The sequence below is a fragment of the Motiliproteus sp. genome (genome assembly GCF_965230735.1).
Classification (GTDB): Bacteria; Pseudomonadota; Gammaproteobacteria; order Pseudomonadales; family Balneatricaceae; genus Motiliproteus.
On the sequence record NZ_OZ246016.1, the window covers coordinates 1,203,850 to 1,229,148 of the forward strand.

At 57.1% G+C, this 25,299-nt stretch carries 24 protein-coding genes and 5 tRNA genes; 20 read left to right on the top strand and 9 right to left on the bottom strand.

All coding sequences use genetic code 11. The features are described from left to right. Positions 1–93 precede the first annotated feature (93 nt). Positions 94–1,203, bottom strand: coding sequence for a branched-chain amino acid ABC transporter substrate-binding protein (locus ACO05M_RS05690; protein WP_421868748.1), 1,110 nt, complete (start codon positions 1,201–1,203; stop codon positions 94–96). Between the two features lie 436 nt (positions 1,204–1,639). Between ACO05M_RS05690 and ACO05M_RS05695 the strand changes: the two genes are divergently transcribed. The 4 genes from ACO05M_RS05695 (at position 1,640) to ACO05M_RS05710 (ending at position 2,067) form a co-directional block, all read left to right on the top strand. Beyond that, positions 1,640–1,730, top strand: a tRNA-Ser gene (locus tag ACO05M_RS05695). Positions 1,731–1,743: 13 nt separating this feature from the next. Further along, a tRNA-Asn gene (locus ACO05M_RS05700) sits at positions 1,744–1,819 on the top strand. 59 nt (positions 1,820–1,878) lie between these two features. After that, positions 1,879–1,954 (top strand) — tRNA-Lys (locus tag ACO05M_RS05705). A 37-nt stretch (positions 1,955–1,991) separates the two neighbouring features. Continuing rightward, a tRNA-Lys gene (locus ACO05M_RS05710) sits at positions 1,992–2,067 on the top strand. Between the two features lie 324 nt (positions 2,068–2,391). On the opposite strand, the gene ACO05M_RS05715 is transcribed toward ACO05M_RS05710, so the two are convergent. Beyond that, complete coding sequence (locus tag ACO05M_RS05715) at positions 2,392–3,627, bottom strand: GGDEF domain-containing protein (RefSeq protein WP_421868750.1); 1,236 nt, start codon at positions 3,625–3,627, stop codon at positions 2,392–2,394. Positions 3,628–3,696: 69 nt separating this feature from the next. Beyond that, positions 3,697–4,215 (bottom strand): transcription elongation factor GreB, encoded by a 519-nt coding sequence (gene greB, locus ACO05M_RS05720; protein WP_421868752.1) that lies wholly within the window; start codon positions 4,213–4,215, stop codon positions 3,697–3,699. Positions 4,216–4,417: 202 nt separating this feature from the next. Here greB and ACO05M_RS05725 point away from each other — a divergent pair, with 202 nt between their 5' ends. Next, on the top strand, positions 4,418–4,855 hold the full coding sequence (locus ACO05M_RS05725; protein WP_421868754.1) for a hypothetical protein: 438 nt from the start codon (positions 4,418–4,420) through the stop codon (positions 4,853–4,855). A 50-nt stretch (positions 4,856–4,905) separates the two neighbouring features. On the opposite strand, the gene ACO05M_RS05730 is transcribed toward ACO05M_RS05725, so the two are convergent. From ACO05M_RS05730 to yhbY, 5 genes are all read right to left on the bottom strand, one after another. After that, the gene (locus ACO05M_RS05730; RefSeq protein WP_421868756.1) at positions 4,906–5,295 is read right to left on the bottom strand and encodes a hypothetical protein; all 390 of its coding nucleotides are present in this window, start codon (positions 5,293–5,295) and stop codon (positions 4,906–4,908) included. Then, entirely contained in the window at positions 5,276–5,557 is a 282-nt protein-coding gene (locus ACO05M_RS05735) for a hypothetical protein (protein WP_421868758.1), read from the bottom strand. The genes ACO05M_RS05730 and ACO05M_RS05735 overlap by 20 nt, the downstream gene beginning before the upstream one ends. Then, entirely contained in the window at positions 5,544–6,425 is an 882-nt protein-coding gene (locus ACO05M_RS05740; protein ID WP_421868760.1) for a putative RNA methyltransferase, read from the bottom strand. The genes ACO05M_RS05735 and ACO05M_RS05740 overlap by 14 nt, the downstream gene beginning before the upstream one ends. A 7-nt stretch (positions 6,426–6,432) precedes the next feature. After that, on the bottom strand, positions 6,433–7,587 hold the full coding sequence (gene dapE / locus ACO05M_RS05745) for a succinyl-diaminopimelate desuccinylase (RefSeq protein WP_421868762.1): 1,155 nt from the start codon (positions 7,585–7,587) through the stop codon (positions 6,433–6,435). 61 nt (positions 7,588–7,648) lie between these two features. Next, positions 7,649–7,951 carry a ribosome assembly RNA-binding protein YhbY gene (gene yhbY, locus ACO05M_RS05750; RefSeq protein WP_421868764.1) on the bottom strand — a complete coding sequence of 101 codons (303 nt, stop codon included), beginning with the start codon at positions 7,949–7,951 and terminating at the stop codon, positions 7,649–7,651. Between the two features lie 161 nt (positions 7,952–8,112). Between yhbY and rlmE the strand changes: the two genes are divergently transcribed. The 15 genes from rlmE to ACO05M_RS05825 all read left to right on the top strand — a co-directional run bounded on the left by rlmE (position 8,113) and on the right by ACO05M_RS05825 (position 24,306). Continuing rightward, positions 8,113–8,733 (top strand): 23S rRNA (uridine(2552)-2'-O)-methyltransferase RlmE, encoded by a 621-nt coding sequence (gene rlmE / locus ACO05M_RS05755; protein WP_421868766.1) that lies wholly within the window; start codon positions 8,113–8,115, stop codon positions 8,731–8,733. A gap of 86 nt (positions 8,734–8,819) precedes the next feature. Then, positions 8,820–10,769 (top strand): ATP-dependent zinc metalloprotease FtsH, encoded by a 1,950-nt coding sequence (gene ftsH / locus ACO05M_RS05760; protein ID WP_421870670.1) that lies wholly within the window; start codon positions 8,820–8,822, stop codon positions 10,767–10,769. Between the two features lie 80 nt (positions 10,770–10,849). Then, on the top strand, positions 10,850–11,704 hold the full coding sequence (gene folP, locus ACO05M_RS05765) for a dihydropteroate synthase (RefSeq protein WP_421868768.1): 855 nt from the start codon (positions 10,850–10,852) through the stop codon (positions 11,702–11,704). Positions 11,705–11,723: 19 nt separating this feature from the next. Next, on the top strand, positions 11,724–13,064 hold the full coding sequence (gene glmM, locus ACO05M_RS05770; protein WP_421868770.1) for a phosphoglucosamine mutase: 1,341 nt from the start codon (positions 11,724–11,726) through the stop codon (positions 13,062–13,064). Between the two features lie 136 nt (positions 13,065–13,200). Further along, a complete protein-coding gene (gene tpiA, locus ACO05M_RS05775; protein ID WP_421868772.1) occupies positions 13,201–13,959 on the top strand; it encodes a triose-phosphate isomerase in 759 nt (252 codons plus the stop codon). Positions 13,960–13,986: 27 nt separating this feature from the next. After that, positions 13,987–14,340 (top strand): preprotein translocase subunit SecG, encoded by a 354-nt coding sequence (secG, locus tag ACO05M_RS05780; RefSeq protein ID WP_421868774.1) that lies wholly within the window; start codon positions 13,987–13,989, stop codon positions 14,338–14,340. A gap of 24 nt (positions 14,341–14,364) precedes the next feature. Beyond that, positions 14,365–14,451, top strand: a tRNA-Leu gene (locus ACO05M_RS05785). 237 nt (positions 14,452–14,688) lie between these two features. After that, positions 14,689–15,147, top strand: a complete 459-nt coding sequence (rimP, locus tag ACO05M_RS05790) for a ribosome maturation factor RimP (RefSeq protein ID WP_421868776.1) — start codon at positions 14,689–14,691, stop codon at positions 15,145–15,147. 23 nt (positions 15,148–15,170) lie between these two features. Continuing rightward, a complete protein-coding gene (gene nusA, locus ACO05M_RS05795) occupies positions 15,171–16,661 on the top strand; it encodes a transcription termination factor NusA (RefSeq protein ID WP_421868778.1) in 1,491 nt (496 codons plus the stop codon). 24 nt (positions 16,662–16,685) lie between these two features. After that, on the top strand, positions 16,686–19,178 hold the full coding sequence (gene infB, locus ACO05M_RS05800; RefSeq protein ID WP_421868780.1) for a translation initiation factor IF-2: 2,493 nt from the start codon (positions 16,686–16,688) through the stop codon (positions 19,176–19,178). A gap of 15 nt (positions 19,179–19,193) precedes the next feature. Continuing rightward, a complete protein-coding gene (gene rbfA / locus ACO05M_RS05805) occupies positions 19,194–19,637 on the top strand; it encodes a 30S ribosome-binding factor RbfA (RefSeq protein ID WP_421868782.1) in 444 nt (147 codons plus the stop codon). 1 nt (position 19,638) lies between these two features. Continuing rightward, the gene (truB, locus tag ACO05M_RS05810; protein ID WP_421868784.1) at positions 19,639–20,649 is read left to right on the top strand and encodes a tRNA pseudouridine(55) synthase TruB; all 1,011 of its coding nucleotides are present in this window, start codon (positions 19,639–19,641) and stop codon (positions 20,647–20,649) included. 120 nt (positions 20,650–20,769) lie between these two features. Next, on the top strand, positions 20,770–21,039 hold the full coding sequence (rpsO, locus tag ACO05M_RS05815) for a 30S ribosomal protein S15 (RefSeq protein ID WP_114697223.1): 270 nt from the start codon (positions 20,770–20,772) through the stop codon (positions 21,037–21,039). Between the two features lie 254 nt (positions 21,040–21,293). After that, positions 21,294–23,390 carry a polyribonucleotide nucleotidyltransferase gene (gene pnp, locus ACO05M_RS05820; protein ID WP_421868786.1) on the top strand — a complete coding sequence of 699 codons (2,097 nt, stop codon included), beginning with the start codon at positions 21,294–21,296 and terminating at the stop codon, positions 23,388–23,390. A 76-nt stretch (positions 23,391–23,466) separates the two neighbouring features. After that, positions 23,467–24,306 carry a pseudouridine synthase family protein gene (locus ACO05M_RS05825; protein ID WP_421868788.1) on the top strand — a complete coding sequence of 280 codons (840 nt, stop codon included), beginning with the start codon at positions 23,467–23,469 and terminating at the stop codon, positions 24,304–24,306. 73 nt (positions 24,307–24,379) lie between these two features. Here the strand turns inward: ACO05M_RS05825 and xdp1 are convergent, their stop codons facing one another. Next, positions 24,380–25,267, bottom strand: a complete 888-nt coding sequence (gene xdp1 / locus ACO05M_RS05830) for an exosortase-dependent surface protein XDP1 (protein ID WP_421868790.1) — start codon at positions 25,265–25,267, stop codon at positions 24,380–24,382. Between the last annotated feature and the right edge of the window lie 32 nt (positions 25,268–25,299).

The following is a 25,299-nucleotide window of genomic DNA, read 5'->3' on the forward strand; positions in this document are numbered from 1 at the left end:
AGGGAACCCTAAAAGACTGAGTGGCTGTAGGGTCCTTAATAAAAAACACCCTCTTCTTGTGAAAGAGGGTGTTTTATCAGGACTAGCTATCGCTTACTTGACGGCAGTTTTGGAACCGTCCTTGTGCCAGTTGTAGACCACGAAGCTGAACTCCTTCAGGTCGCCTTTGGCGTCGAAGGCCAGTTCGCCGGTCGGAGTGGCGAAGTTGTTAGCGCGCATGTGCTCGGCCATCTTGTAGGTGTCGACATCGCCGACAGCCGTGATGGAGTCAGCCATGATCTGCACGGCAGAGTAGGCCGGGAATACGAACGCACCGCTGGGGTCTTCGTTCTTGGCTTTGAAGGCGTCAACCAGAGCAGCGTTCTTCGGGTCTTGGTCGAAGCTGTTCGGCAGAGTGACCAGCAGGCCTTCGGAAGCTTCACCGGCGATGGCGGTGATGTCCGGGTTACCCACACCTTCTGGTCCCATGAACTGAGCACCGAAACCTTTCTCTTTGGATTGACGCAGGATCAGGCCCAGCTCCGGGTGGTAGCCGCCGTAGTAAACGAAGTCGACGTTTTCTTTCTTCAGCTTGCCGATCAGCGCGGAGAAGTCTTTGTCACCAGAGGTCACACCTTCGAACATCACGATGTTGATGCCGGCCTTATCCAGTTCGTTCTTAACGGAAGTGGCCAGACCTTCGCCGTACTGCTGCTTGTCGTGAATAACGGCAACGCGCTGCGGCTTGATGTTGTTGATGATGTGGCCAGCGGCAAACGGACCCTGCAGGCTGTCCAGACCGATGGTGCGGAATACCAGCTGGTAGCCTTTTTCGGTGATGCTCGGGCTGGTTGAAGCCGCGGTGATCATCAGGATGCCTTCATCTTCATAGATGTCGGAAGCCGGCTCGGTGGAGCTGGAGCACAGGTGACCTACAACCAGTTGAATGCCGTCGTTAACGATTTTGTTGGCTACCGCAGTGGCTTGCTTGGGATCGCAGGCGTCGTCGTATACCACGCCGACCAGCTTTTCACCATTCACACCGCCGTTCTTGTTGATCTGCTCGATCGCCATCTTGGCACCGATGAACTGCATGTCGCCGTACTGCGCGACCGGACCGGTAACAGGGCCTGCCAGCGCAACCTTGATCTCTGCCTGAGCCACGGTGGCGCCCAGCATCATGGTAGAAATACCCAGTCCGAGGAGTGTTTTCTTGAAGTTCATTCTCGACTTTCCCGATATTGTTCTGTTTTTGTTTGCCGTCAGACAGGGTCCGAAGGCGAGGTTTTTCGATCCTTTGAGCGGGGCCGCTAACAACTTGATTTAGATCGTGCCGTCGGGCTGCTCATAAGCGCCTAACCTTACCGTCAGCGCGACGCTTAATGCAAATTTTTTAACAGCCGTCAATAATAACAAGCATGAAAATTGAAGATTATTTACGGCTGTAAAATATCTAAAACAAACTGTTTGGTTTTGCGATCGTTTTTTGCCCAATAGGTCGTCCGGAGATATTGCCGGACCAAGGAAAAGGTAGCCTATTTTTTGACCGTCATGGCGTCGGGTTTTCAGCTCACAGTTATCGGCTTTCGGCATTGTTAAAAAAAGTGTTTCGGGGCGGTTGACACCCGGGCTGGATGCGGTAATATGCGCACCTCGCTGCGGAGGGGTGGCAGAGCGGTTGAATGCACCGGTCTTGAAAACCGGCGTAGGTTAATAGCCTACCGAGAGTTCGAATCTCTCCTCCTCCGCCATTTTTTCGGTTGGTCCCCGATAGCTCAGTTGGTAGAGCAGTAGACTGTTAATCTATTGGTCGCTGGTTCGAGTCCAGCTCGGGGAGCCACGAAAAAATAAGCGTCCGCCTGAAGGTTTCTACCAGTCTTCAGGTTGGGAATTCGGAATGGGTTGTTAGCTCAGTTGGTAGAGCAGTTGGCTTTTAACCAATTGGTCACAGGTTCGAATCCTGTACAACCCACCATCCGAATTTCATCGTTAGTCCCGTCCGGGGCCTGAGTGGGTTGTTAGCTCAGTTGGTAGAGCAGTTGGCTTTTAACCAATTGGTCACAGGTTCGAATCCTGTACAACCCACCATCTTCTTCTTCTTCTCAGTCTGATTTCTGTGTACTGGTCTCGACCAATGGTTGCGTCTGCCTGTTGTGCAGGATGAGAGCCTGCTGGTTCGAACCTAGCAGCTTAGCTGCGACGCACTGTTAGCGCGTCCTGATAACAGTCCTGGTGGAAGGGGTAGCGACGCATTACCCTGCATAACTCTCCATCTTCTTTCTTTTATGCCAATCTCTTGATTTCCGGCTTCTCGGCTTAGTTTGCACCTGTGTGGTATGCAAAGCTGTGGTGGGTTTGTGCGGGGTGATAAGGTTTTTGAATTGCCCCGGAATAGTTTCCGGGGTGGTGGGACTACTGGTTGACGCAGACCTGGTTACGTCCCTCGTGTTTGGCGCGGTAGAGCTGTTGGTCTGCCTGCTCCAGGCGTGCTTGAAGCTGTTCAACCGAGTTGTCGGCGCAGATGCCGAAGCTCATGGTGACGGCAAGGCCGGGGGCGGTCTTGTGCCAGGGGTGCTGTTCGATTCGCCGGCGGATTCTGTCCATCATCTCGATGGCTTTGGCCTGGTTGGTGTTGGGCAGGATAAAGACCATCTCTTCTCCGCCGTAGCGTGCAACCAGATCGCTGCTGCGGATCTCTCTGAGCAGAATCTCGGAGACCTGTTGAAGGACTCGGTCGCCAATGGTGTGGGAGAAGTTGTCGTTGATCATCTTGAAATGATCGATGTCGGCCAGGATTACCGCTAAAGGATGCTGGTAACGGGTGGCGTTGGACAGCAGTAGCTGGGCTTCTTCATTAAAAAAGCGCCGGTTATAGAGGCCGGTCAGTTCATCCCTGATACTGAGTTCTTTGAGCTGTTTGGCTTGTTGCTCAATCAGCTGGTGGGATTCTTCCAGCTCCCGGTAGGCATTGACCAAGCGTGTGTTCATCGAATTGAACGCGTTGGCCAGCAGGCCGATCTCATCTCGGGCGTTGATCTTCACCTGTTGCTGCAGGTCGCCTTCCGCCATTCTGTTGACAGCCTCAATCAGCTGATTCAGTGAGCGGGTTATCTGGCTGCCCTTCCAGGCGGCCAGCGGAAGGATCATGGCGATCGCAACCAGCAGTGAGAACTGCAGGGTCTCTTCCACGCTGTGCAGGTAAGTCTTGTCCGAGGCGGATAGCGGGATTTCGTCGATCGGACTGATGTAGGCCACAATCTTGTCGTCGATTTTGATCTTTTCGGGATCATCGAAAATACCGAGGCTGATCTTATCCCCGGGTTGGTGGTCGGGAGTGCTGCTAAGGCTGTGGCCATTGTGGTCAATAACCAGGCTGTCGATCTGGTGGCTGGCTTGAGGTTTTGACTCGGCATCAAGATGCGCAGCGGCGAACAGGGCGAAGCGTTTGGCGTCCTGGGGTGTGCCCCAGGATGGGTGGGCTTGTTGATACTGTCCGATTGTCTGCTGATAAGCTCTGATGGTGGGCTTGAGCGCGTCCTCGGTCAGCTCGTGCTTGATCATATGTGGGGTCATCAAGTAGACGATGGCGCCGAGCAGTAGGCAGGTGAATAACAGGGTGCTGATCAGTTTTATTTTTATGCGGTTCATCGTGGCAGGCTATGGGTCGTCGGGTTTTGCTGGGAGGGTTGCTGATCGTGAGCTGGGATGGGTCTCGATCTATCCGTTGTCCTGATTCGGCGGGTGGTAGCTGATCTGGATGATTTCGTAGTGTTTGGTGCCGTTTGGGGTTTGTACCTCGACTTCGTCATCCAGCGATTTTTTCAGTAGTGCGCGTGCCAGGGGGGCGTCCATGCTGATATAGCTTTTGTCGGTATCGATCTCGTCCGGGCCGACAATTCGATAGCAGACCTCATGATCTTCCTCGTCGATCAGAGTAACCCAGGCGCCAAAGAAAACTTTGTCGGTTTCGGCGGGTATCCGGTCAACCACGGTAATATCTTCGAGCCGCTTGCTGAGGTAGCGGACTCGTCGGTCGATTTCGCGTAGTTGTTTCTTGCCGTAGATATATTCGGCGTTTTCGGAGCGATCCCCTTGGGCTGCCGCTTCGCGAACCGCTTCGGTGACCTGGGGGCGTTTGATCTTCCACAGGTACTTCAGCTCCTCGGTCAGTTTGCGCTCACCTTCGGCGGTAATGTACTTGCTGCTGGGTTTGGCCGGTGGGCGGTAGCGGGACATCAGGAATCTCCGGGACGATCGGGTACGGATTTAGTCCGCATCATAGCCGGCTTTAAGGAGAAGTCGAGTGCTATTCTGTTGGGTAGAAAGGCTAAAGATCAACGCCGCTTGGCCGATTCTTTGGCTACGCCGCTGTTGTCGGGGTTATGACCTGGCGCCGATCCCTATCGGATGGTGGTTGGCGGTTGTTTGGATAGAAGTCATGCGTTCTGAAGAGATAGTTAATGCCCGTATAGAAGCGCTCCATGCTGGCGTCAGCCCGGCAGTGCGGCGCTCGGATGGCGCTCAGTTCGCGATGATGTTGAGCATGATTTCAGCGTCGCAGGATTGGGCTCGTCAGCTGTCGAGTGAGCCGGCTTCGGAAGCTGATGTGCCGTCCAGGCTGGATCGAAATCACCTGTATACCCCAGAGTTGGTTGGTCGAATGGGACAGGCTCTTCAAGACGAGCGGCCTGGCGATCTGCAGATGCTGGTGTCCTGGCTCGATACCGTGCCGCTGTCCGGGCGCTATGCGGCCACGGTGGCTGCAGAAGATTCGGAGTCGTCTGATCAGTTGCCGTTGTCACAGGCGGCGGTGCTGGCCAAGGGCTACGACATGGTGGGTGAGATCCAGGAGTCTTCGGTCCAGGTGGCGGCCTGATCTCTCTTCTTTTCGGGTGTGTGCTTTTCTGGGTGACTCTTGGCGAGTATCTAGCCGCGCCAGAGTATCTGTTGTTCGCCGTCTTCTTTAACCGACCACCACTCGTCCGGTTCATCCCCTTCCTTCCAGCCTGAAGCGATGCAGCGGATTTCAGTCCCCAGTTGTTGGCAGGCATGGCGCGCGCAATCCAGATCCTGCGGCCAGCGGGTGTTATCCGAATCAAACCAGAGGCTGCTGAAATCCTTGGCGGCGCGATCGATCAGCGTGATGGGAATCAAGATGCCGTTGAGGCTCGCCTGATAGCGGTAGGTCTGGCCTCGCTGCTGCTGTAATTCCAGTTGGTCGAATTCCGCTTCCAGCCAGGCATTGATCTGTTCCACCGAGCGCTGCTTGATGTAGATCTCGATATCCGGGTGGCGTTCAGTGCTGGTCTGGGTCATTGCTGATAAACCTGATAATTCGCAGAAGGCTGAGGCTGAGGTAGCCGATAGCGGCCAGTATACCGCCGCCGGCGAGGCACGCCAGTCCGGCCAGGGCGGTGATCTCCTGAGCCAGTGAGCTGGGAAGGGCTTTCTCGGCGTAATAGATCAGTCCCAGTCCGGCAAAAAACAACGTGGCGCCGGCGAGTACCCGGTTCAGGTTGCGGCGTGGATTTTCGGTCTGGCGGGTCAGCCAGGACTGGAAACCTTTAGAGAGTCGCATCGGTTGCGTGACTCTGGGCGCTAACGTTCCGGTAAAGCTGCAAGCGAACGTCCAGCGTCAGCTCCAGTTGCTCGGTCTGCTGCAGGCGTTGGCGAGCGGCTTCGTCGGCGCGCCATTGGTGCGGGGTCATAGCCAGTAGCTGCAGGATGGCCCGGTTGTTGTCGAGTTTGAACCGATATTGGACCTGCTGCGTCTCGATAGGCTTGAATGCCGGATGAAGGCTGTCGGTTGGATCGAAGAAGCGTCGTTTGACTTCAGGGTAGATCAGCTCGCGCAGTTCGATCAGATGGTCTTCGCCGGCGGTGGCGACCAGCAGCAGTCCGTCGGGCTTCAGAACGTTGGCAAAGCTGTCCCGGCTGGTGGGAGCAAACAGGCACAGGATGGCATCCTGGCTGGCCGGCAGTAGTGGAAGCTGGCGGCTGGAGGCGACCAGCCACTGGATCTGCTTGCTGCGCTGGCAGGCGGCTCGGATCGCGGGTTTGGAGATATCGATGGCGCTGACCAGGGCAGTCTGGAGGTGCGCCAAGGCTTGTTGAAGGCGAGCGCTGTAATAGCCTTCGCCGCAGCCGCTGTCGAGAATATTAGCGTTGCTGTCGATCTCGAGGTGGTTCAACAGCTGTTGATTGATGGCGTCGGATAGTGCCTGGTAGTGCCCCAGCGCCAAAAACTCGCGTCGGTTGTTGACCATGGCGGCATCGTCGCCGGGGGCGCGGGAGCGTTTGTTCTGTACCGGCAGCAGATTCAGGTAACCCTGTCGGGCCCGGTCAAAGCTGTGGTTGTTGCCGCAGGCGACCCCGCCTGCGGTGGCGGCCAAAGGCTGCCTGCACAGCGGGCAGCTGAGGTTGTTGTGAGCCGGAGATTCGGTCAAGACTCAATCACTCGCTTGCCCGGACTTCGCTAAACAGTCGGGCGAGGATGTTCTCGTAAAGCTCTGACAGGGTATCCAGATCCTTGGCGCGGACATGCTCGTTGATCTGATGGATGGTGGCGTTGCAGGGGCCGAGTTCGACTACCTGGGCACCGGTCGGGGCGATAAAGCGACCGTCGGAGGTGCCGCCGGAGGTAGATAGCTCGGTGTCCCGTCCGGTAATTGCCTTGATGCTGGCCTGGCAGGCTTCAACCAGGGCGCCTTCGCCGGTGATAAACGGGTTGCCGGACAGTACCCAATCAAGGGCGTAGTCGAGCTGGTGCTTATCCAGAATGGCGTGAACGCGTTGCTTGATCTGCTCAGCGGTCAGTTCGGTGGAGAAGCGCAGGTTGAACTTGACCTCCAGTTCGCCCGGAACTACGTTTGTGGCGCCGGTGCCGGCATGGATGTTGGAGATCTGGAAACTGGTCGGCGGGAAGTAATCGTTGCCCTGGTCCCAGACTTCGGCGGACAGTTCGGCCAGTGCCGGTGCGGCCAGGTGGACCGGATTGCGGGCCAGGTGCGGGTACGCCACATGGCCTTGCTTGCCGTGCACCGTCAAGACACCGCTGATCGAGCCGCGACGACCGTTCTTGATCACGTCGCCAACCTTTTTGGTGCTGCTGGGTTCGCCGACGATGCACCAGTCGATTTTTTCATTGCGGGCTTCCAGTACGTCGATGACGCGGGTGGTGCCGTTGATGAAGTCTCCCTCTTCATCCGAGGTGATCAACAGGGCGATCGACCCGGGATGGTCGGGATGGTGCTCGATAAAGCGCTCCAGTGCGGTCATAAAGGCGGCGATGCTGCCTTTCATATCCGCCGCACCTCGGCCGTACAGGTTGCCCTCGTGGATCTGCGGCTCGAACGGAGGGTGGCTCCAGCGCTCGACTGGACCGGACGGGACCACGTCGGTGTGGCCGGCGAAGCAGAACACGGGGCCGTCATTGCCGCGTCGTGCCCAGAGGTTGGTGACATCCTCAAACGGCAGGCGCTCGATCTCGAAGCCCAGCTTCTCCAGGCGCTGGATCAGCAGTTCCTGGCAGCCTTGGTCATCGGGGGTGACCGAAGGGCGGGTAATCAAGTCCATGGCCAGGGTGAGAGTCGGGGTGAGCGCGGGCATCGGGGCTACCTTATTGTGGTTGGGGTGAAGTTGTTTCGATGTGTCGCTGAGTATTGCGGCTTTATCGCATCAGGTTGGATAGCTTCGGGTCAGGCTCTTCGGCGGCGCGGTAAAGCAGGGCAATATTGCCGATCTGTTGAACCAGTTCAGCCTGGGTCTGATCGCACAGTTCGCTGATCAGGGCTTTCTTAACCTCGCGGTCACCGACGTTGAACTTCACTTTGATCAGTTCGTGATCTTCCAGGGCGCGGTCGATCTCAAGCTGAACCCCTTCGGAGAGGCCGTTGCCGGCGACGGTGACGATCGGGTTGAGACGGTGTCCCAGGCTGCGGAAGTGCTTTTTTTGCGTGGCGGATAGGCTCATAATGATACGTTCGGTTTAGCGTTACTGGCCGAGCCGTCGCGGTAGCCTGAAACACATCGGTGTTCCGGTCGCGGATTTAGGCATCGGGCGGGAAACCAGCAATTTTACCCCACTCCAGCGGCGCTTAGTAGCGCGGCGTGACTGATCAGAACGGAAAATTTGTGGCGCGATCAAAGAGTAGTGGCCGTTGGCTGCAGGAACATTTCGATGACACCTATGTCCAACGGGCCAAGGACGAAGGATACCGCTCCAGGGCCAGTTTCAAGCTGGTCGAGCTGGATGAGAAGGACCGGTTGTTCCGGCCGGGGATGACGGTGGTTGATCTCGGGGCCGCGCCCGGAGGCTGGTCGCAGGTGGCTGCAGAGCGGGTTGGTGACGAGGGTTTGGTGATCTCGTCGGATATCTTGCCGATGGATTCGTTGGCCGGCGTAACCTTTATTCAGGGGGATTTTACCGAGGAGTCGGTGTACGAACAGATACTCGATGCTATCGATGGGCGTCCGGTAGACCTTGTAATTTCCGATATGGCCCCCAATATGAGCGGTATGAACGTGATCGATCAACCGCGTTCGATCTATCTGGTCGAGTTGGCGCTGGATCTGGCCCGTCAGGTTTTAAAGCCGAACGGGGTTTTTCTGGCTAAAGTATTCCAAGGAGAGGGTTTTGATGCGCTGTTGGCTGAGATGCGCCAGAGTTTTGCCAAAGTGCAGTCGCGTAAACCCGATTCGTCCCGCGCTCGTTCGCGGGAAATTTATCAGCTCTGCCGCGGTTTCAAGGGATAGAGGCTAAGGTAGAAGTGCAGAGCGCTGTCGATTCGCATTCAATGGACGGCGCTAAGAAGTAGCTAGAGGAGCTTCGCTTGAACGACATGGCTAAAAACCTGGTGCTGTGGCTGATTATCGCCGCAGTGCTGTTGACGGTTTTCAACAATTTCAACACTGAGCCTGAATCCAACAAGCTCAGCTATTCGCAGTTTATCGAGCAGGTTCGTAACGACCAGGTCAGCCGGGTCGTGGTTGATGGCTACGAAATTCGTGGTGATCTGCAGAGCGGCGGTAGCTTCGTGACCATTCGTCCGGCGCTGCAGGATCCGAAACTGGTCGATGACCTCTACAACCACGGGGTGGTGATCGAGGGTAAACAGCCGGAGCAGCAGAGCATCTGGAGCCAGCTGTTGGTGGCTAGCTTCCCGATTCTGGTGATCATCGCCGTGTTTATGTTCTTTATGCGCCAGATGCAGGGCGGCGGTGGCGGCAAAGGCGGCCCGATGTCGTTCGGTAAGAGCAAGGCGCGCCTGCTCAGTGAAGATCAGATCAAAACGACCTTTGCCGATGTGGCCGGGGTTGAAGAGGCCAAGGAAGAGGTTCAAGAGCTGGTTGAATTCTTGAAGGATCCGGGCAAGTTCCATCGTCTGGGTGGACATATCCCCAAAGGGGTGCTGATGTCCGGCTCGCCGGGTACCGGTAAAACCCTGCTGGCCAAGGCGATCGCCGGCGAAGCGCGGGTGCCTTTCTTCAGCATCTCCGGTTCCGACTTCGTTGAGATGTTCGTTGGTGTGGGTGCTTCCCGGGTTCGGGATATGTTCGAGCAGGCCAAGAAACAGGCACCGTGCATTATCTTTATCGATGAGATCGATGCGGTCGGTCGTCACCGGGGGGCCGGTATGGGCGGCGGTAACGACGAGCGCGAGCAGACGTTGAACCAACTGCTGGTTGAGATGGATGGTTTCGAAGGTACCGAAGGCATTATCGTGATCGCGGCAACCAACCGCCCCGATGTGCTCGATAAAGCCTTGTTGCGTCCGGGACGTTTCGACCGTCAGGTGGTGGTTGGCTTGCCGGATATCCGTGGTCGGGAGCAGATCGTTAAGGTTCATATGCGCAAGGTGCCGCTGGCTGACGACGTCAAGCCGGATGTGATTGCGCGAGGAACTCCGGGTTTCTCCGGTGCTGACTTGGCCAACCTGGTGAACGAGGCGGCGCTGTTTGCGGCGCGGGGCAACAAGCGTACCGTCAGCATGGATGACTTTGAGAAGGCGAAAGACAAGGTGATGATGGGGGCAGAGCGCCGTTCGATGGTGATGTCTCACGCCGAGCGCCTGAATACCGCCTACCACGAATCCGGTCACACGATTGTCGGGCGACTGGTCCCTGAGCATGACCCGGTTTACAAAGTATCGATTATCCCGCGTGGTCGAGCCCTGGGTGTCACCATGTTCCTGCCCGAAGAGGATCGCTACAGCCACTCTCGTCAGTCGATTTTGAGCCAGATCTGTAGTCTCTATGGTGGTCGGATCGCCGAAGAGATGACTCTGGGGGCCGATGGCGTGACCACAGGGGCTTCCAACGATATTCAGCGCGCTACCCAGCTGGCTCGCAGTATGGTGACCAAATGGGGTCTGTCTGAGAAGCTGGGGCCGCTGTTGTACGATGACGAAGACGCCGATCCGTGGGGGCGTGCACCGGGGCAGCCGGGCAAGGGAGTTTCCGGGGAAACCGCCAAGATGATCGACCAGGAAGTCCGCCAGGTTATCGATGATTGCTACGCCCGTGCCGAGCAGATTCTGACCGATAACCGCGATATTCTTGAGTCGATGACCCAGGCGTTGATGAAATACGAAACTCTGGATTCGGACCAGATCGATCAGTTGATGGCGCGTCAGCCGGTATCCGAGCCGGAGGGCTGGGAGGATGACAATAATCGTTCCGGTGGTGAAACCGCCGAAAGCGATGAGACCATCAGTGATTCGCTGTCGGATAATCAGTCCGATGACGATACCGAGTCGGGGATGGAAGCACCGGATAAGCCGATTCACTGATCCGGTTGTCTGATCCTCATGAAAGGTCGACCTTGGGTCGGCCTTTTTCTTGTTTGAAGATTCGTGATTACAGGGTGGCTATGGCCAATATGTTCCGTTTCGGCACGCGCGAGTTGCCGCTAGATACGCCTCAGGTGATGGGGATTCTGAACGTAACGCCGGACTCCTTCTCCGATGGGGGACAGTTGTATCAGGGTGGCCGGGTCGCGTTGGACGACGTGTTGCATCGCGCAGCAGCGATGGTTGATGCCGGTGCGACTTTGTTGGATGTCGGTGGCGAGTCGACCCGCCCCGGCGCAGATCCGGTATCCGAGCAGCAGGAGTTGGATCGGGTGGTGCCGGTGGTTGAAGCGCTGGCGGCCGAGTTTGATGTGGTGGTGTCGGTGGATACCAGTACCGCGTCGGTAATAGAACACAGCGCGGCGGTCGGTGCCGGTCTGATCAATGATGTTCGGGCGCTGCAGCGCGACGGCGCCTTGCAGGCGGCAGCCGCCAGTGGGCTGCCGGTTTGTTTGATGCATATGCAGGGCCAGCCCCGAACGATGCAGGATGCCCCCGAATATCAGGATGTGGTCGCGCAGGTCGGGGAGTTTCTACAATCGCGCATGCAGGCTTGCGTTGATGCGGGTATTGATTCAACGCAGCTGTTGCTTGATCCCGGTTTTGGTTTTGGTAAGAGCCTGGCGCATAATTTACAGCTTCTGCAGCGGCTGGATCGGTTGCAGTCGTTGGGTGCGCCGTTGCTGGTGGGGGTCTCGCGTAAGTCGATGATTGGTGCCCTGTTGGATAAAGAGGTTGATCAGCGGTTGTACGGCAGCTTGGCGGCGGCGGCGTTGGCGTTGGTCAAGGGTGCCTGGATTCTGCGGGTGCATGATGTGGAGGCAACACAGGATGTTGCCAAGGTCTGTCAGGCGGTGATGCAGGCAGACGCATAGAGTAAGAGGAAGGGTTGGCGTGTCTAGAAAATATTTTGGTACCGATGGTATTCGTGGGCAGGTGGGTGAGTTTCCGATCACCCCGGACTTTGTTCTTAAGCTGGGTTGGGCGGCCGGCAAGGTGTTTGCGCGCCAGGGGCGCAGCAAGATCCTGATCGGCAAAGATACACGGATCTCGGGCTATATGTTCGAGTCTGCGCTGGAGGCCGGATTGGCGGCCGCCGGGGTTGATTCGCTGTTGCTGGGTCCGATGCCGACGCCGGCGATCGCGTACCTGACCCGGACCTTCCGCGCCGATGCCGGTATCGTGATCAGTGCCTCCCACAATCATTATGCCGATAACGGCATCAAGTTTTTTTCCGCTAACGGCACCAAACTGCCTGACGAGATTGAAACTGCCATCGAGGCGCAGATGGATCTGGCGATGACCACGGCCGATTCGGCTTCGTTGGGTAAGGCGCGTCGGGTTGAAGATGCCGCTGGCCGCTATATCGAGTTTTGCAAAGGAACCGTGCCCCGGGGATTGACCTTGAAAGGACTTCGGATCGTGGTCGATTGCGCCAACGGTGCCACCTACCATATCGCCCCGAAAGTGCTGAGTGAGCTGGGTGCCGAAGTGTTGGAGCTGTCGACCGCACCGGATGGTATCAATATCAATGAAGGCTGTGGTTCAACGTCACCGGAACTGCTGCGCAAGATCGTTGTGGCCGAGAAGGCTGATCTTGGGGTGGCGTTTGATGGCGATGGTGATCGCCTGATCATGGTCGATCACCAGGGTGAAGAGGTCGATGGCGACGAGCTGTTGGTGATCATCGCGTTGGCGTTGAAGGCCGAAGGTCAGTTACAAGGTGGTGTGGTCGGCACTCAAATGAGTAACTTCGGGATGGAGCTGGCGTTAAAGCAGCATGCTATTCCGTTTGTGCGTGCCAAAGTTGGCGATCGCTATGTGATGGAAGAGTTGGCCAGTCATGACTGGAGTCTCGGCGGTGAATCCTCGGGGCATATCATCTGCCGGAATCTGACCACCACGGGAGACGGTATCGTGGCAGCTTTGCAGGTGTTGCAGGCAATGGTCAGCCAGGGGCGGACTCTGGCGGAGCTCAAGGCCAGTATGAACAAGCTGCCCCAGCATATGGTCAATGTGCGTCTGCTGCAGAAGAGTGATCCGACTCAGTTGCCAAAGGTGCAGCAGGCCGTGCGTGATGTTGAGCAGGCGTTGGATGGACAAGGGCGGGTGCTGTTGCGCCCTTCGGGCACCGAACCGGTGGTTCGGGTGATGGTCGAAGGTGGTGATCTTGCCAAGGTTCGTCAGCTGTCCGAGCAGTTGGCTGGCGAGGTCGAGCGGGCAATTCAGGTCTGAGTTGCAGCGTCTCGCTGGGCTGTACCGAACCGTCATATATGGGCTTTTAAATGCGCCGCATAGCATGGCAAATTTCCTTGTAACTTCAGGGTAACTTGTTTAGTATTGCGACCCGCTTGAGAGAGGGGTAGGGAAGATGCGACAGCTGCTGGTTGCCGGTAACTGGAAAATGAATGGTTCGCAGTCGAGTATTGCGGAGCTGCTGTCTGGGCTGAAAGCTCAGCTTTCTGGCGTTTCCGGTGTGAATGTTGCGGTTTGCCCTTCTGCGGTTTTCCTCGATCGAGTCGGTGACCTGATCGATGGCTCAAACATTGAGCTTGGCGCTCAAACCGTGAGTGAATTTGATTCGGGTGCTTACACCGGCGAAAACTCAGTCTCCATGCTTAAGGAGCTGGGCTGTCGATATGTGATCGTAGGGCACTCCGAACGCCGCAGTCTGTTCGGCGAGACGGATGCTCAGGTTGTTGCCAAATATCAGGCGGTTCGTGAAGCGGGGCTAACGCCGATTCTTTGTGTCGGTGAAACCCTGGAGGAGCGAGAGCAGGGCCGGGCCCAGGAAGTGATCGCTTCCCAGTTGGGCGCCGTTCTTGATGCCCTGGGCGTCGAAGCCCTGGAACAGGCGGTTGTGGCCTATGAGCCGGTTTGGGCGATCGGTACCGGTAAGACGGCGACTCCGGATCAGGCTCAGGAAGTACACGGCCAGATTCGTGCTCAGGTAGCGCAGAACGATGCAGCAATCGCCGAGCAACTGCTGATTTTGTATGGCGGCAGTGTCAATGCGGGTAATGCGGAGACCCTGTTCTCGATGGCGGACATCGATGGCGGTCTGGTCGGCGGTGCCTCGCTGAAAGTAGAAGATTTTGTCACGATCTGTCGCGCAGCGACGAACCAATAAAGCTGAAGTGACGGACGGGTTGTAACTATGGAAGCTATTGAGAGTATTGTTCTTATTGCTCACGTGCTGCTGGCAATCGCGCTGATCGCGCTGGTTCTGCTGCAGCAGGGAAAAGGTGCGGAAGCCGGTGCGGCTTTCGGCAGCGGTGCGTCCCAGACCATGTTTGGTAGTCAGGGTTCGGCCAGTTTTCTGAGCCGGCTGACCGCAATCATGGCGACCGGTATCTTTCTGACCAGTTTTGCGCTGGCGGTCTACGCCAAGCAGAAGGCGGGTGCGATTGCCGAAGAAGGAGTCCCGACGCCGGTCGTGGTAGAACAGCCGATCGAAGCACCTGCGCTGGAAGAGTCGAAGCCGTCATCTGACGTGCCCACAGCCGACTAACAGCAGCGGCTGACAATCAGATTTGCCGAGGTGGTGGAATTGGTAGACACGCTATCTTGAGGGGGTAGTGACCTATTGGTCGTGCGGGTTCAAGTCCCGCTCTCGGCACCAACCTTAAAGCAACCGAACTTGAATAAGCCGGTTGCTGGTTTTATACTCTGTTCCGCAAATTTGGCAGGCTCGATAGCCTGGCTGAATTTAAGAGGCAGATTTAAAACAAAAAGCCCCTTTAAAAGGGGCTTTTTGTTAGGCGCAAAAAAGCCGGGCGGTTAGTACTGTGGCCGGTTTTTTGAGAAATGGGTCTTTGACCCATTTTTTGTTTCTGGAATAAGCACGGTTGAGGTGTAAGTGGCAACCAAAAATGAACAGCTCAATGCGCTGATCGAGCCGGTAGTGACCGGGCTCGGCTATCAGCTCTGGGGAATCGACTTCGCTTCCCAGGGGCGTCATAGCGTGTTGCGGATTTTTATCGACGCCGAGGCCGGTATTTCGGTAGACGATTGCGCAGCCGTTAGTCGTCAGGTTAGTGGCGTAATGGATGTAGAAGACCCGATCAGCACGGAATATACCCTGGAGGTTTCATCTCCGGGTATGGATCGCCCGCTGTTTACGCTGGAGCAGTTTGCTCAGTATGTTGGTCACCAGGTCCAAGTACGCCTGCGCAGTCCTTATGAAGGACGGCGCAAATTCAGCGGCCTGCTAAAGGGCGTTGAGGATGAGGATGTTGTTATTGAGGTCGATCAGCATGAGTACCTGCTGCCGATCGACAGTATTGACAAAGCGAATGTCGTGCCCCGGTTCGAATAACCGGAGTTTGAAGAGGCAGTGGAATGAATAAAGAGATTCTTCTGGTTGTTGAAGCCGTATCCAACGAGAAAGATGTCCCCAAAAGCGTGATTTTTGAGGCGATTGAGCTGGCGTTGGCAACCGCGACCAAAAAGCGTTATGACGAGGAAGCCGATATTCGCGTCCTGATCGATCGTGACAGTGGCGATTACGAAACTTTCCGTACTTGGCGGGTTATGCCGGATGATGAGTTGGCGCAACTGGGTACCGAGCTGACGCTGGAAGAGGCCCACGAGAAGGATCCTGCGCTGGTCGCCGGTGATGTCTACGAAGAGCAGGTCGAGTCGATCGCGTTCGGCCGTATCGCCGCCCAAACCGCCAAGCAGGTTATCGTCCAGAAAGTTCGCGAAGCCGAGCGTGCCAAGGTGGTTGAAGAGTACCTGGATCGGGTCGGTGAACTGGTTAGCGGTACCGTTAAGAAGGTCACCCGTGACAATGTCATCGTGGATCTGGGCAACAACGCCGAAGCGCTGCTGGGTCGTGACCAGCTGATCGGTCGTGAGACCTTCCGGATGGGCGATCGGGTTCGTGCGGTGCTGCAGGAAGTCCGTAGCGAAAGCCGTGGCCCACAGCTGTTCCTGAGCCGTACTTCTCCGGAGATGCTGATCGAGCTGTTCAAGATCGAAGTGCCGGAGATCTCCGAAGAGGTGATCGAGATTCGTGGCGCGGCCCGGGATCCGGGCTCTCGAGCCAAGATCGCGGTGAAGACCAACGACGGCCGTATCGATCCGGTTGGTGCCTGCGTCGGTATGCGCGGTTCGCGGGTCCAGGCCGTTTCCGGTGAGCTGGACGGTGAGCGGGTCGATATCATCCTGTGGGACGACAACCCGGCCCAGCTGGTCATCAACGCGATGGCACCGGCCGAAGTCGCCTCCATCATCATCGATGAAGATCGCCACTCGATGGACGTGGCGGTGGAAGAGGATAACCTGGCGATGGCGATCGGTCGTGGTGGCCAGAATGTCCGTCTGGCCAGCGAGCTGACCGGTTGGGAACTGAACGTCATGACCGACGAAGAAGTGTCCGCCAAGCAGCAGGAAGAGTCAGCCGGTATCGCCGAGACCTTTGTTGAGCATCTGGATATCGACGAAGAGTTCGCCGAGATGCTGGTGATGGAAGGCTTCACCTCGCTGGAAGAGGTGGCTTACGTCCCGCTGGAAGAGATGCTTGAAATTGAAGGCCTGGACGAAGAGATCATCAATGAGCTTCGTTCCCGTGCCAAGGACGCGCTGCTGAATATGGCGCTGGCGTCCGAAGAGAAACTGGATGACGCTGAGCCGGCGGATGATCTGCTCAACATGGACGGTATGGACCGTCACCTGGCTTTTGTACTGGCCAGCAAAGGCGTTATCACTATGGAAGACCTGGCTGAACAGTCGATCGACGATCTGATGGAGATTGAAGATATGACCGAAGACAAGGCCGGTGAACTGATCATGACAGCCCGCGCGCCTTGGTTCGCGGATGCAGAGTAACGATTCAACAGGAGCACCAATTCAATGGCAGAGCTGACAGTTAAGGAACTTGCCGAAGTGGTAGACGTTCCGGTTGAGCGCCTACTTCAACAAATGAAAGACGCCGGGCTCAATCATAGCGCCCAGGCAGACAGCGTCTCCGACGAGGAGAAGCAAACCCTGCTGCTGCATCTAAAGCGCAGTCACGGTGAGAGCAATGAGGAGGCGCAGCCGCGTCGGATTACCCTCAAGCGCAAAACCACCAGCACCCTGAAGGTCGGTGGTAGCAAGAAGACCGTTAACGTCGAGGTGCGCAAAAAGCGCACTTACGTCAAGCGTGAGGACCTCAGTGCCGCAGATCGTCAGGCTGAAGAAGAAGCCGCGCGACTGGAAGAGGAAGCGCGTCTGAAGGCCGAAGCGGAAGCGGCGGCTAAGCGTAAGGCAGAAGCCGAGGCGGCGGCCAAGGCCGAGGAAGAGCGCAAGAAAGCGGAGCAGGAAGCGGCCAAGGCGGCTGAAGAGGCACGCCTGAAAGCGGAGCAGGAAGCCAAGGCTAAGGCCAAGGCAGCGCCGGCACCGAAGAAAGAGGCAGCGCCGGCTCGCAAAGAGGCGCCCAAGCGCAAAGAAACTCGTAAAGCTGACCAGCGTAGCGCCAAGCCTAAGAGTGGTGTTAAGCGTGGTCAGGGCTTCGATGCTTCATTCGACGACCGTCGTATGAAGGGGCCGAAGCGTACCAAGCTGAAGGCACCGGCTCAGCTGCAACAGAGCTTCGCCAAGCCGACCGCTCCGGTGGTCCGTGAAGTGGCGATTCCGGAAGCGATCACGGTGGCCGAGCTGGCCAAGCAGATGAGCGTCAAGGCGGCCGAGATCATCAAGGTGATGTTCAAGATGGGTGCGCCGGCGACCATCAACCAGGTCCTGGATCAGGATACCGCCACGCTGGTGGTTGAAGAGATGGGCCACAAGGCGACCATCGCCGACGAATCCAGCATCGAAGATCGGGTTCTGGACGATATCAGCTACGAGGGTGAGGAAGAGAGTCGTGCGCCGGTTGTTACCGTGATGGGTCACGTTGACCACGGTAAGACCTCGCTGCTGGACTACATCCGTGACACCCGCGTCACCGCTGGTGAGTCCGGTGGTATTACCCAGCACATCGGTGCTTACCACGTTGAGACCGACCACGGCATGATCAGCTTCCTGGATACTCCGGGACACGCCGCCTTTACCGCGATGCGTGCCCGTGGTGCCAAAGCAACCGATATCGTTATTCTGGTAGTTGCCGCCGATGACGGCGTGATGCCGCAAACCGAGGAAGCGATTCAGCACTCCCGCGCTGCCGGTGTACCGCTGGTGGTTGCGATCAACAAGATCGATAAAGAAGCCGCCGATCCGGATCGGGTTAAGACCGAACTAGCTGCCAAAGAGGTCGTGCCGGAAGACTGGGGCGGTGACGTTCAGTTTATCCCGGTATCGGCCAAAACCGGTGAAGGTATCGACGAACTGCTGGATGCGGTACTGCTGCAGTCAGAAATGCTTGAGCTTAAAGCGGTACCAAGCGTACCGGGCAAGGGGGTCGTGGTTGAATCCCGTCTGGACAAGGGGCGTGGTACCGTTGCCACCCTGCTGGTCCAGAACGGTACCCTGCGTCAGGGCGATATCGTTCTGGCGGGTCTGAACTACGGTCGTGTCCGGGCGATGCTGGATGAAAACGGCAAACCGGTTAAAGAAGCCGGTCCGTCGATTCCGGTTGAGATCATGGGTCTGGACGGAACACCGGATGCCGGTGACGAGTTCACCGTGGTCGCCGACGAGCGTAAAGCCCGTGAAGTGGCCAACTTCCGTCAGGGCAAATACAAAGAGATCAAGCTGGCCCGTCAGCAGGCGGCCAAGCTGGATAACCTGTTTGCCAACATGGGCGCCAACGAAGTTGCGACCCTTAACATCGTTCTAAAGACCGACGTACGCGGCTCGCTGGAAGCTTTGACCAGTGCGCTGGTCGACCTGGCTACCGACGAAGTGAAGGTCAACGTGGTCTCCAGTGGTGTGGGTGGTATCGCCGAGAGCGACGTCAACCTGGCGCTGGCTTCCAACGCGGTTATCTTCGGCTTTAACGTCCGTGCCGATGCCAGTGCCAAGGCGCTGGTCGAGAAAGAAGAAGTGGATATGCGCTACTACAGCGTTATCTACGACATCATCGACGACGTGAAGCAGGCGCTGTCGGGCATGCTGGCACCGGAACTGCGCGAAGATATCGTTGGTATCGCCGAAGTTCGCGAGGTGTTCCGCTCGCCGAAGTTTGGTCAGGTTGCTGGCTGTATGGTTACCGAAGGTATCGTTTACCGCAGCAAGAAGATCCGCGTACTGCGCGACAACGTGGTTATCCACGAGGGCGAGCTTGACTCGCTGCGTCGCTTCAAGGACAACGTCCAGGAAGTTCGCAACGGCATGGAATGTGGTATCGGGGTGAAGAATTACGACGTGAAGGTCGGTGACCAGATCGAAGTGTTCGAAGTGACTGAGGTAGCCCGTCAGCTGTAATAAGCTGGAATCATTATGGCCAGAGAGTTCAGTCGTACCCAACGGATCGCCGAGCAGCTCCAGCGTGAGCTGGCTCAGCTGATCCAGCAAGAGGTCAAGGATCCGCGTTTGGGTCTGGTGACCGTCAGCGGGGCCAAAGTGTCCCGCGATCTGTCCTACGCCGATATCTACGTGACCGTGATGGGCAACGAGGAAGCCCAAGCACAGGCCGAGGTGTCGGTTAAGATTCTCAATCGGGCTGCCGGCTTCCTGCGCGGTCGGGTGGCTCAGGCGATCAAGATGCGAGTGGTTCCGCAGCTGCGCTTCCACTATGACGCATCGGTGATGCGGGGCAACTACATGTCCTCGCTGATCGAACAGGCGGTGTCCGAGGACAAGCAGCGTCAGGGCGATCGCGGTGATGCCGGTGCCGACAGCGCCTCAGAGGGCTCTACCGACAATCACGGCGGAGAAGGCTGAGTTGGCCCGACGCCGTAAAGGCCGCGCGATCGATGGAGTGCTGTTGCTGGATAAGCCCGGCGGTATCAGCTCCAATCACGCGCTGCAACGTGTCAAGCGCCTCTATGGTGCTGCCAAGGCGGGTCATACCGGGGCGCTGGATCCACTAGCGACTGGTATGCTGCCGATCTGCCTGGGGGAGGCGACCAAGTTTTCCCAGTTTCTGCTTGATGCCGACAAACGCTACCGCACCACCGCTAAGCTGGGCATTCGAACCGATTCCAGCGATGCCGATGGTGAAGTGGTCGAGACCCGACCCGTTGGCGAGTATTCCCGCGAACAGATTTTGGAACTGCTGGAGCAGAATTTCACTGGCGAGATCGAGCAGGTACCGTCGATGTTTTCGGCCCTTAAGCACAAGGGGCAGCCGTTGTACAAGTTGGCGCGTCGTGGTGAGAAGGTCGAGGTCAAGCCGAGACGGGTGACCATTCACCAGGTCGAGCTGCTCGATTACCGTCCAGAACAAGCCGAGCTGGACCTGGAAGTCTATTGTTCCAAGGGCACCTATATCCGTTCCATTGTCGAGGATCTGGGATTGCTTCTGGGCTGTGGCGCCCATGTCAGTATGTTGCGTCGGCTCGATTCCGGTCCTTACAAGGCCGATATGATGCTGAGCCTCGACGAGCTGGAACGTGTCGCTGCCGCTTCTGAGATGGATTCGGCTAACAGCTCGGAGAAAGCGGCCGATACAATCGCCGCGAATGGCGAAAAACAGCGCGACCTGAAGGCGCTGGATGCGTTATTATTAGCGCCCTGGACCGCCGTGGCCGATCTGCCGCGAGTGATTGTCGATGCCGGACAGGCCGTAAGGCTGGGGCATGGGCAGAAGATTCGTTGTGGAGCCGCGACTGCCGATCCGGTACTGATTTTTTCCGAACCCGAAACGGGCGCCATTGAAGGGCGCTTTCTCGGGTTGGGGCAGGTTTCAGATAACGGGGTCTTAATTCCCCGGCGTCTGATTCAATCCGCCTAGTATAAGACTGGGCTGATTAGTCGCGTCGTACTGTAAATATGCACGGTACGTCGTTTGTTTAACCAATGCACGCCACCTTTTGGGTAGCGCGTGTGTGCATATTTTTAATGGAGCTATATCATGGCACTATCCGCCGAACAGAAAGCGGCCATCCTGGCTGATTACCAGACCAAAGAAGGCGACACCGGTTCTCCTGAAGTACAGGTAGCCCTGTTGACCGCCAACATCGAAGGTCTGCAGTCGCACTTCAAGGCCAACAAGAAGGATCACCACTCACGTCGTGGTCTGATCCGGATGGTTAACCAGCGTCGTAAGCTGCTGGACTACCTGAAGCGCAAAGACGCCCAGCGTTACACCACGCTGATCGGTCGTCTGGGTCTGCGTCGCTAAGCGGGTCCTGCAGGGGCTCTGACCGAAAGGTCAGGGCCTTTGTTTTTAGGGAGAGACAGCGTCTCTCCGGTAAGTGTTCAACATCTGCTGATCAGCCCGTACTTTTATGTCGCTTGAGTCCCAATAGAATTTGACCCAGGCGCCATCAGAGTACGGTTTGCAGGCGGGGCGAAAGCCCGAGGCAGAGCGCTGAACACAATGATAATCAGTGATGATTTAAGTAATTGAGAGAGGAATTCATTGTGTTGAATCCAATGAGCAAAACATTTGAGTTTGGCGGTCAGACCGTCACGCTGGAAACCGGCCGTATTGCCCGTCAGGCATCCGGTGCGGTTCTGGTCACCATGGGTGAAAACCAGGTGCTGGCCACTGTTGTGGGCAACAAAGAAGCCCGTCCGGACCAGCCGTTCTTCCCGCTGTCCGTTCACTACCAGGAAAAAACCTACTCTGTCGGTAAGATCCCGGGTGGTTTCTTCAAGCGTGAAGCCCGTCCGAGCGAGTTTGAAACCCTGACTTCGCGTCTGATCGACCGTCCGATCCGTCCGCTGTTCCCGAAAGGTTTCATGAACGAAGTGCAGGTCATCTGTACCGTCGTTTCCGCCGATAAGAAGAACTGCCCGGACATCGCCGCGATGATCGGTACCTCTGCGGCGCTGGCAATCTCCGGTATCCCGTTCAACGGTCCGATCGGTGCCGCTCGCGTCGGTTTCGACGAAGAGGAAGGCTACCTGCTGAACCCGAGCTTCGAGCAGATGGAGTCCTCACTGCTGGACATGGTCGTTGCCGGTACCAAGGACGCCGTGCTGATGGTTGAGTCCGAAGCCGAAGAGCTGACCGAAGACGAGATGCTGGGTGCGGTGCTGTTCGCCCACGACGAGATGCAGGTCGCGATCGACGCGATCAACGAGTTTGCTGCTGAAAACGGCAAGCCGACCTGGGACTGGCAGGCGCCGGAAGAGAACAGCGAGCTGAAGCAGCAGATCATCGACGGTTACGGTGCACAGATCACCGAAGCCTACCAGATCAGTGAAAAGCTGGTTCGTTACGGCCGTCTGGGCGAGATCCGCGATGCGGCGGTTGAGGCTCTGGCTGGCGGCGAAGAGCCGGCTAACGATCCGAAAGAAGTTTCCAAGCTGTTCGCTTCCGTCGAGAAGAACATCGTTCGTTCCCGCGTTGTAAACGGCGAGCCGCGTATCGACGGTCGTGACACCAAGACCGTGCGTCCGATCGAAGTTGAAGTTGGCATCCTGGGCAAGACCCACGGCTCTTCCCTGTTCACCCGTGGTGAAACTCAGGCGATCGTTACCGCAACCCTGGGCACCAGCCGTGATCAGCAGATCATCGACGCGCTGGAAGGCGAGCGTAAGGATCCGTTCCTGTTCCACTACAACTTCCCGGGTTACTCCGTGGGTGAGTGTTCACGCATGATGGGTGCCGGTCGTCGTGAGATCGGTCACGGTCGTCTGGCCCGTCGTGGTATCCAGGCGATGATGCCGAGCCAGGACGAATTCCCGTACACCATCCGGGTTGTCTCCGAGATCACCGAATCCAACGGTTCCAGCTCCATGGCTTCCGTCTGTGGCGCTTCGCTGGCGCTGATGGATGCTGGTGTACCGGTTAAGCGTCCGGTTGCCGGTATCGCCATGGGTCTGGTTAAGGAAGGCGACAAGTTTGCTGTTCTGACCGACATCCTGGGTGACGAAGATCACCTGGGCGACATGGACTTCAAAGTGGCCGGTTCCGAGAACGGTATCACTGCACTGCAGATGGATATCAAGATCGAAGGCATCACCGAAGAGATCATGGAGATCGCGCTGGAGCAGGCGCTGGACGCCCGTCAGCACATTCTGCGTGAGATGGCCAAGGTTATCGGCTACGCCCGTCCTGAGCTGTCCGACAACGCCCCGGCGATGACCCAGCTGAAGATCAACCCGGAGAAGATCCGTGACGTGATCGGTAAGGGTGGTGCGACCATTCGTTCCATCACCGAAGAGACCGGTGCTTCTATCGATCTGGAAGACGACGGCACCGTGAAGATCTTCGCCGCCGAGAAGGCTGGTGCGCAAGCCGCCATCGATAAGGTTCTGGCGATCACTGCCGAAGCCGAAGTCGGTAAGATCTATGAAGGTAAGGTTGAGCGTATCGTCGACTTTGGTGCCTTCGTCAACATCTTGCCGGGTAAGGATGGTCTGGTCCACATCTCGCAGATCTCTACCGAGCGTGTCGAGAAAGTCACCGACTACCTGAAAGAAGGCGAAATGGTTAAGGTCAAGGTGCTCGACGTCGATCCGCGTGGTCGTATCAAGCTGAGCATGAAAGACCTGCGTGAAGATGAGGGTCTTGAGGGCTAATCGCTCCTCGACTTATCCTAAAGCGGGCTACGGCCCGCTTTTTTTATGTCCTGATGTTCCTATGGTGCCGATCGCAATGGCGAAACGATTCACGCAGACGTTGGAAATCGATCGACCCGAGATTAAGGCGATCGACTGGCTTGCCGAGATGCCTGATTGTGACAATCTGTCCAGGTCCGAGCTCAAGGGCGCCATGCGCAAGGGGGCGGTCTGGTTGGCGCGAGGGAAGTCCCAGCCTCAACGATTACGCCGGGCTTCCAAGGTGCTGACCCCCCAAGATCGACTGTTTCTCTACTACGACCAAGTGGTGCTGGATCAGAAGCCACAGGAGCCATCGTTGGTGGCTGATCAAGGTAACTACTCAGTCTGGAATAAACCCTGTGGAATGCTCTGTCAGGGGTCGAAGTATGGCGATCACACCACGCTATACCGCTGGGCCGAAACCCAGCTTCAGCCCGAGCGCCCGGCCTTTATTGTTCATCGCCTGGATCGGGCAACCCGTGGACTGGTGTTGCTGGCCCACAGCAAACAGCAGGCGCGGGTATTGACCGCGTTGTTCGAGCAGCGTCAGGTCGAAAAAGTCTACCGTGCTATTGTGCAGGGGTGTGCACCAGAGCAGCCGTTGCGTTGTCAGGAGCTTATCGATGATCGGGCGGCAATCAGTAATATCCGTCGATTGGCGTTTGATCCTAAACATAACCTAAGTCTGGTTGAAGTTGGGCTGGAAACCGGTCGCAAACACCAGATTCGCATTCATTTGAGTGGCTTGGGGTTACCGATACTGGGAGACCGGTTGTACGGGAACGGGGTGGCAGGCGGTGTAGATCTGCAGTTGCAGTGCTTCCGTCTGGCGTTTTATGACTCTGTCCAGTCGGTACAATTCGAGTTGCCGCTACACGAACTGTTGGTGCTCTAGTTGGTTTTAGGATTTCTCTTAGGCGAAAAAAAACCGCTGCCATGGCAGCGGTTTTTTAGCCTGGGAAGGGGAATCAGGCTTGCTTTCGACGCATCCGCAGCAGCGGCAGGGCGGCCAGGAACAGCAGTGCTGTGGCCGGTACCGGTACACCCGGAGGGGGCGGCGGTGGGTTGTCGTGGGTATAGCCGCCAATCGTGTGCAACTTGAAGAAATCGTTGCCGCCGTATCCATCCGGAACACAGGTGCGTGAGGCAGAGGTACAGGACCCGCTGTTCAGCTCTGGGTTAAGTACGGAGAGCATGTAATAGCTGCTGGACACATCCCCGTCGTTCACATCGAACTGAACATCGCTTCCAATACTGGTGCTCTCACTGTCGTAGTAGTGGCCAATCAGGCTCCAGCCCCCGCCGTTAACCAATCCGGCATAGGTATCACCGGTCAAATCGCCAGGAGCGCCTGCGCCGGTCCAGGCCAGCAGTGAGAAGTCGTAGTCGCCGGACCACCAGCCGAAGCGGACATAATCCAGGGTAATCTCTTCGGTGAAGCTGAAGACCACCGCATCCATGTTGTCAAAAGTATCGCCAGTTGGTGTCGAAGAGTCACCGAAGGCATGATCCGGGACATCGCCAAGCAGTTCCTCGCGGTTCACCACGCCCATGCCGTTGCTGCCATAGTGCTGCAGGCGGGCGGTTTCCAGCGTATCGTCATTCGGTACATCGCCGGTGCTGGACCATCCGCGGACGGTGGTATCCGGGCCGTTGCCCGCAGTACTGTCCTGGGTCCAAGTATCACCATAGTTGTTGGCGGAATCGCCGTTACAGATGCTGTTGTTAGTGCTTCCGCAGGCGTTGTCGGTGAACGACCATTGCCAAGTTTGCACGGCTGCTTGAGCTTGGCCGCTGACGAGCAGGGTAGCGGCAAGCGCTAAGCTACTGGCGGTGGGGGTTAACAGTTTCTTCATAATCCTTTGTCCTTGAAGCTTCGGCGCTAAAC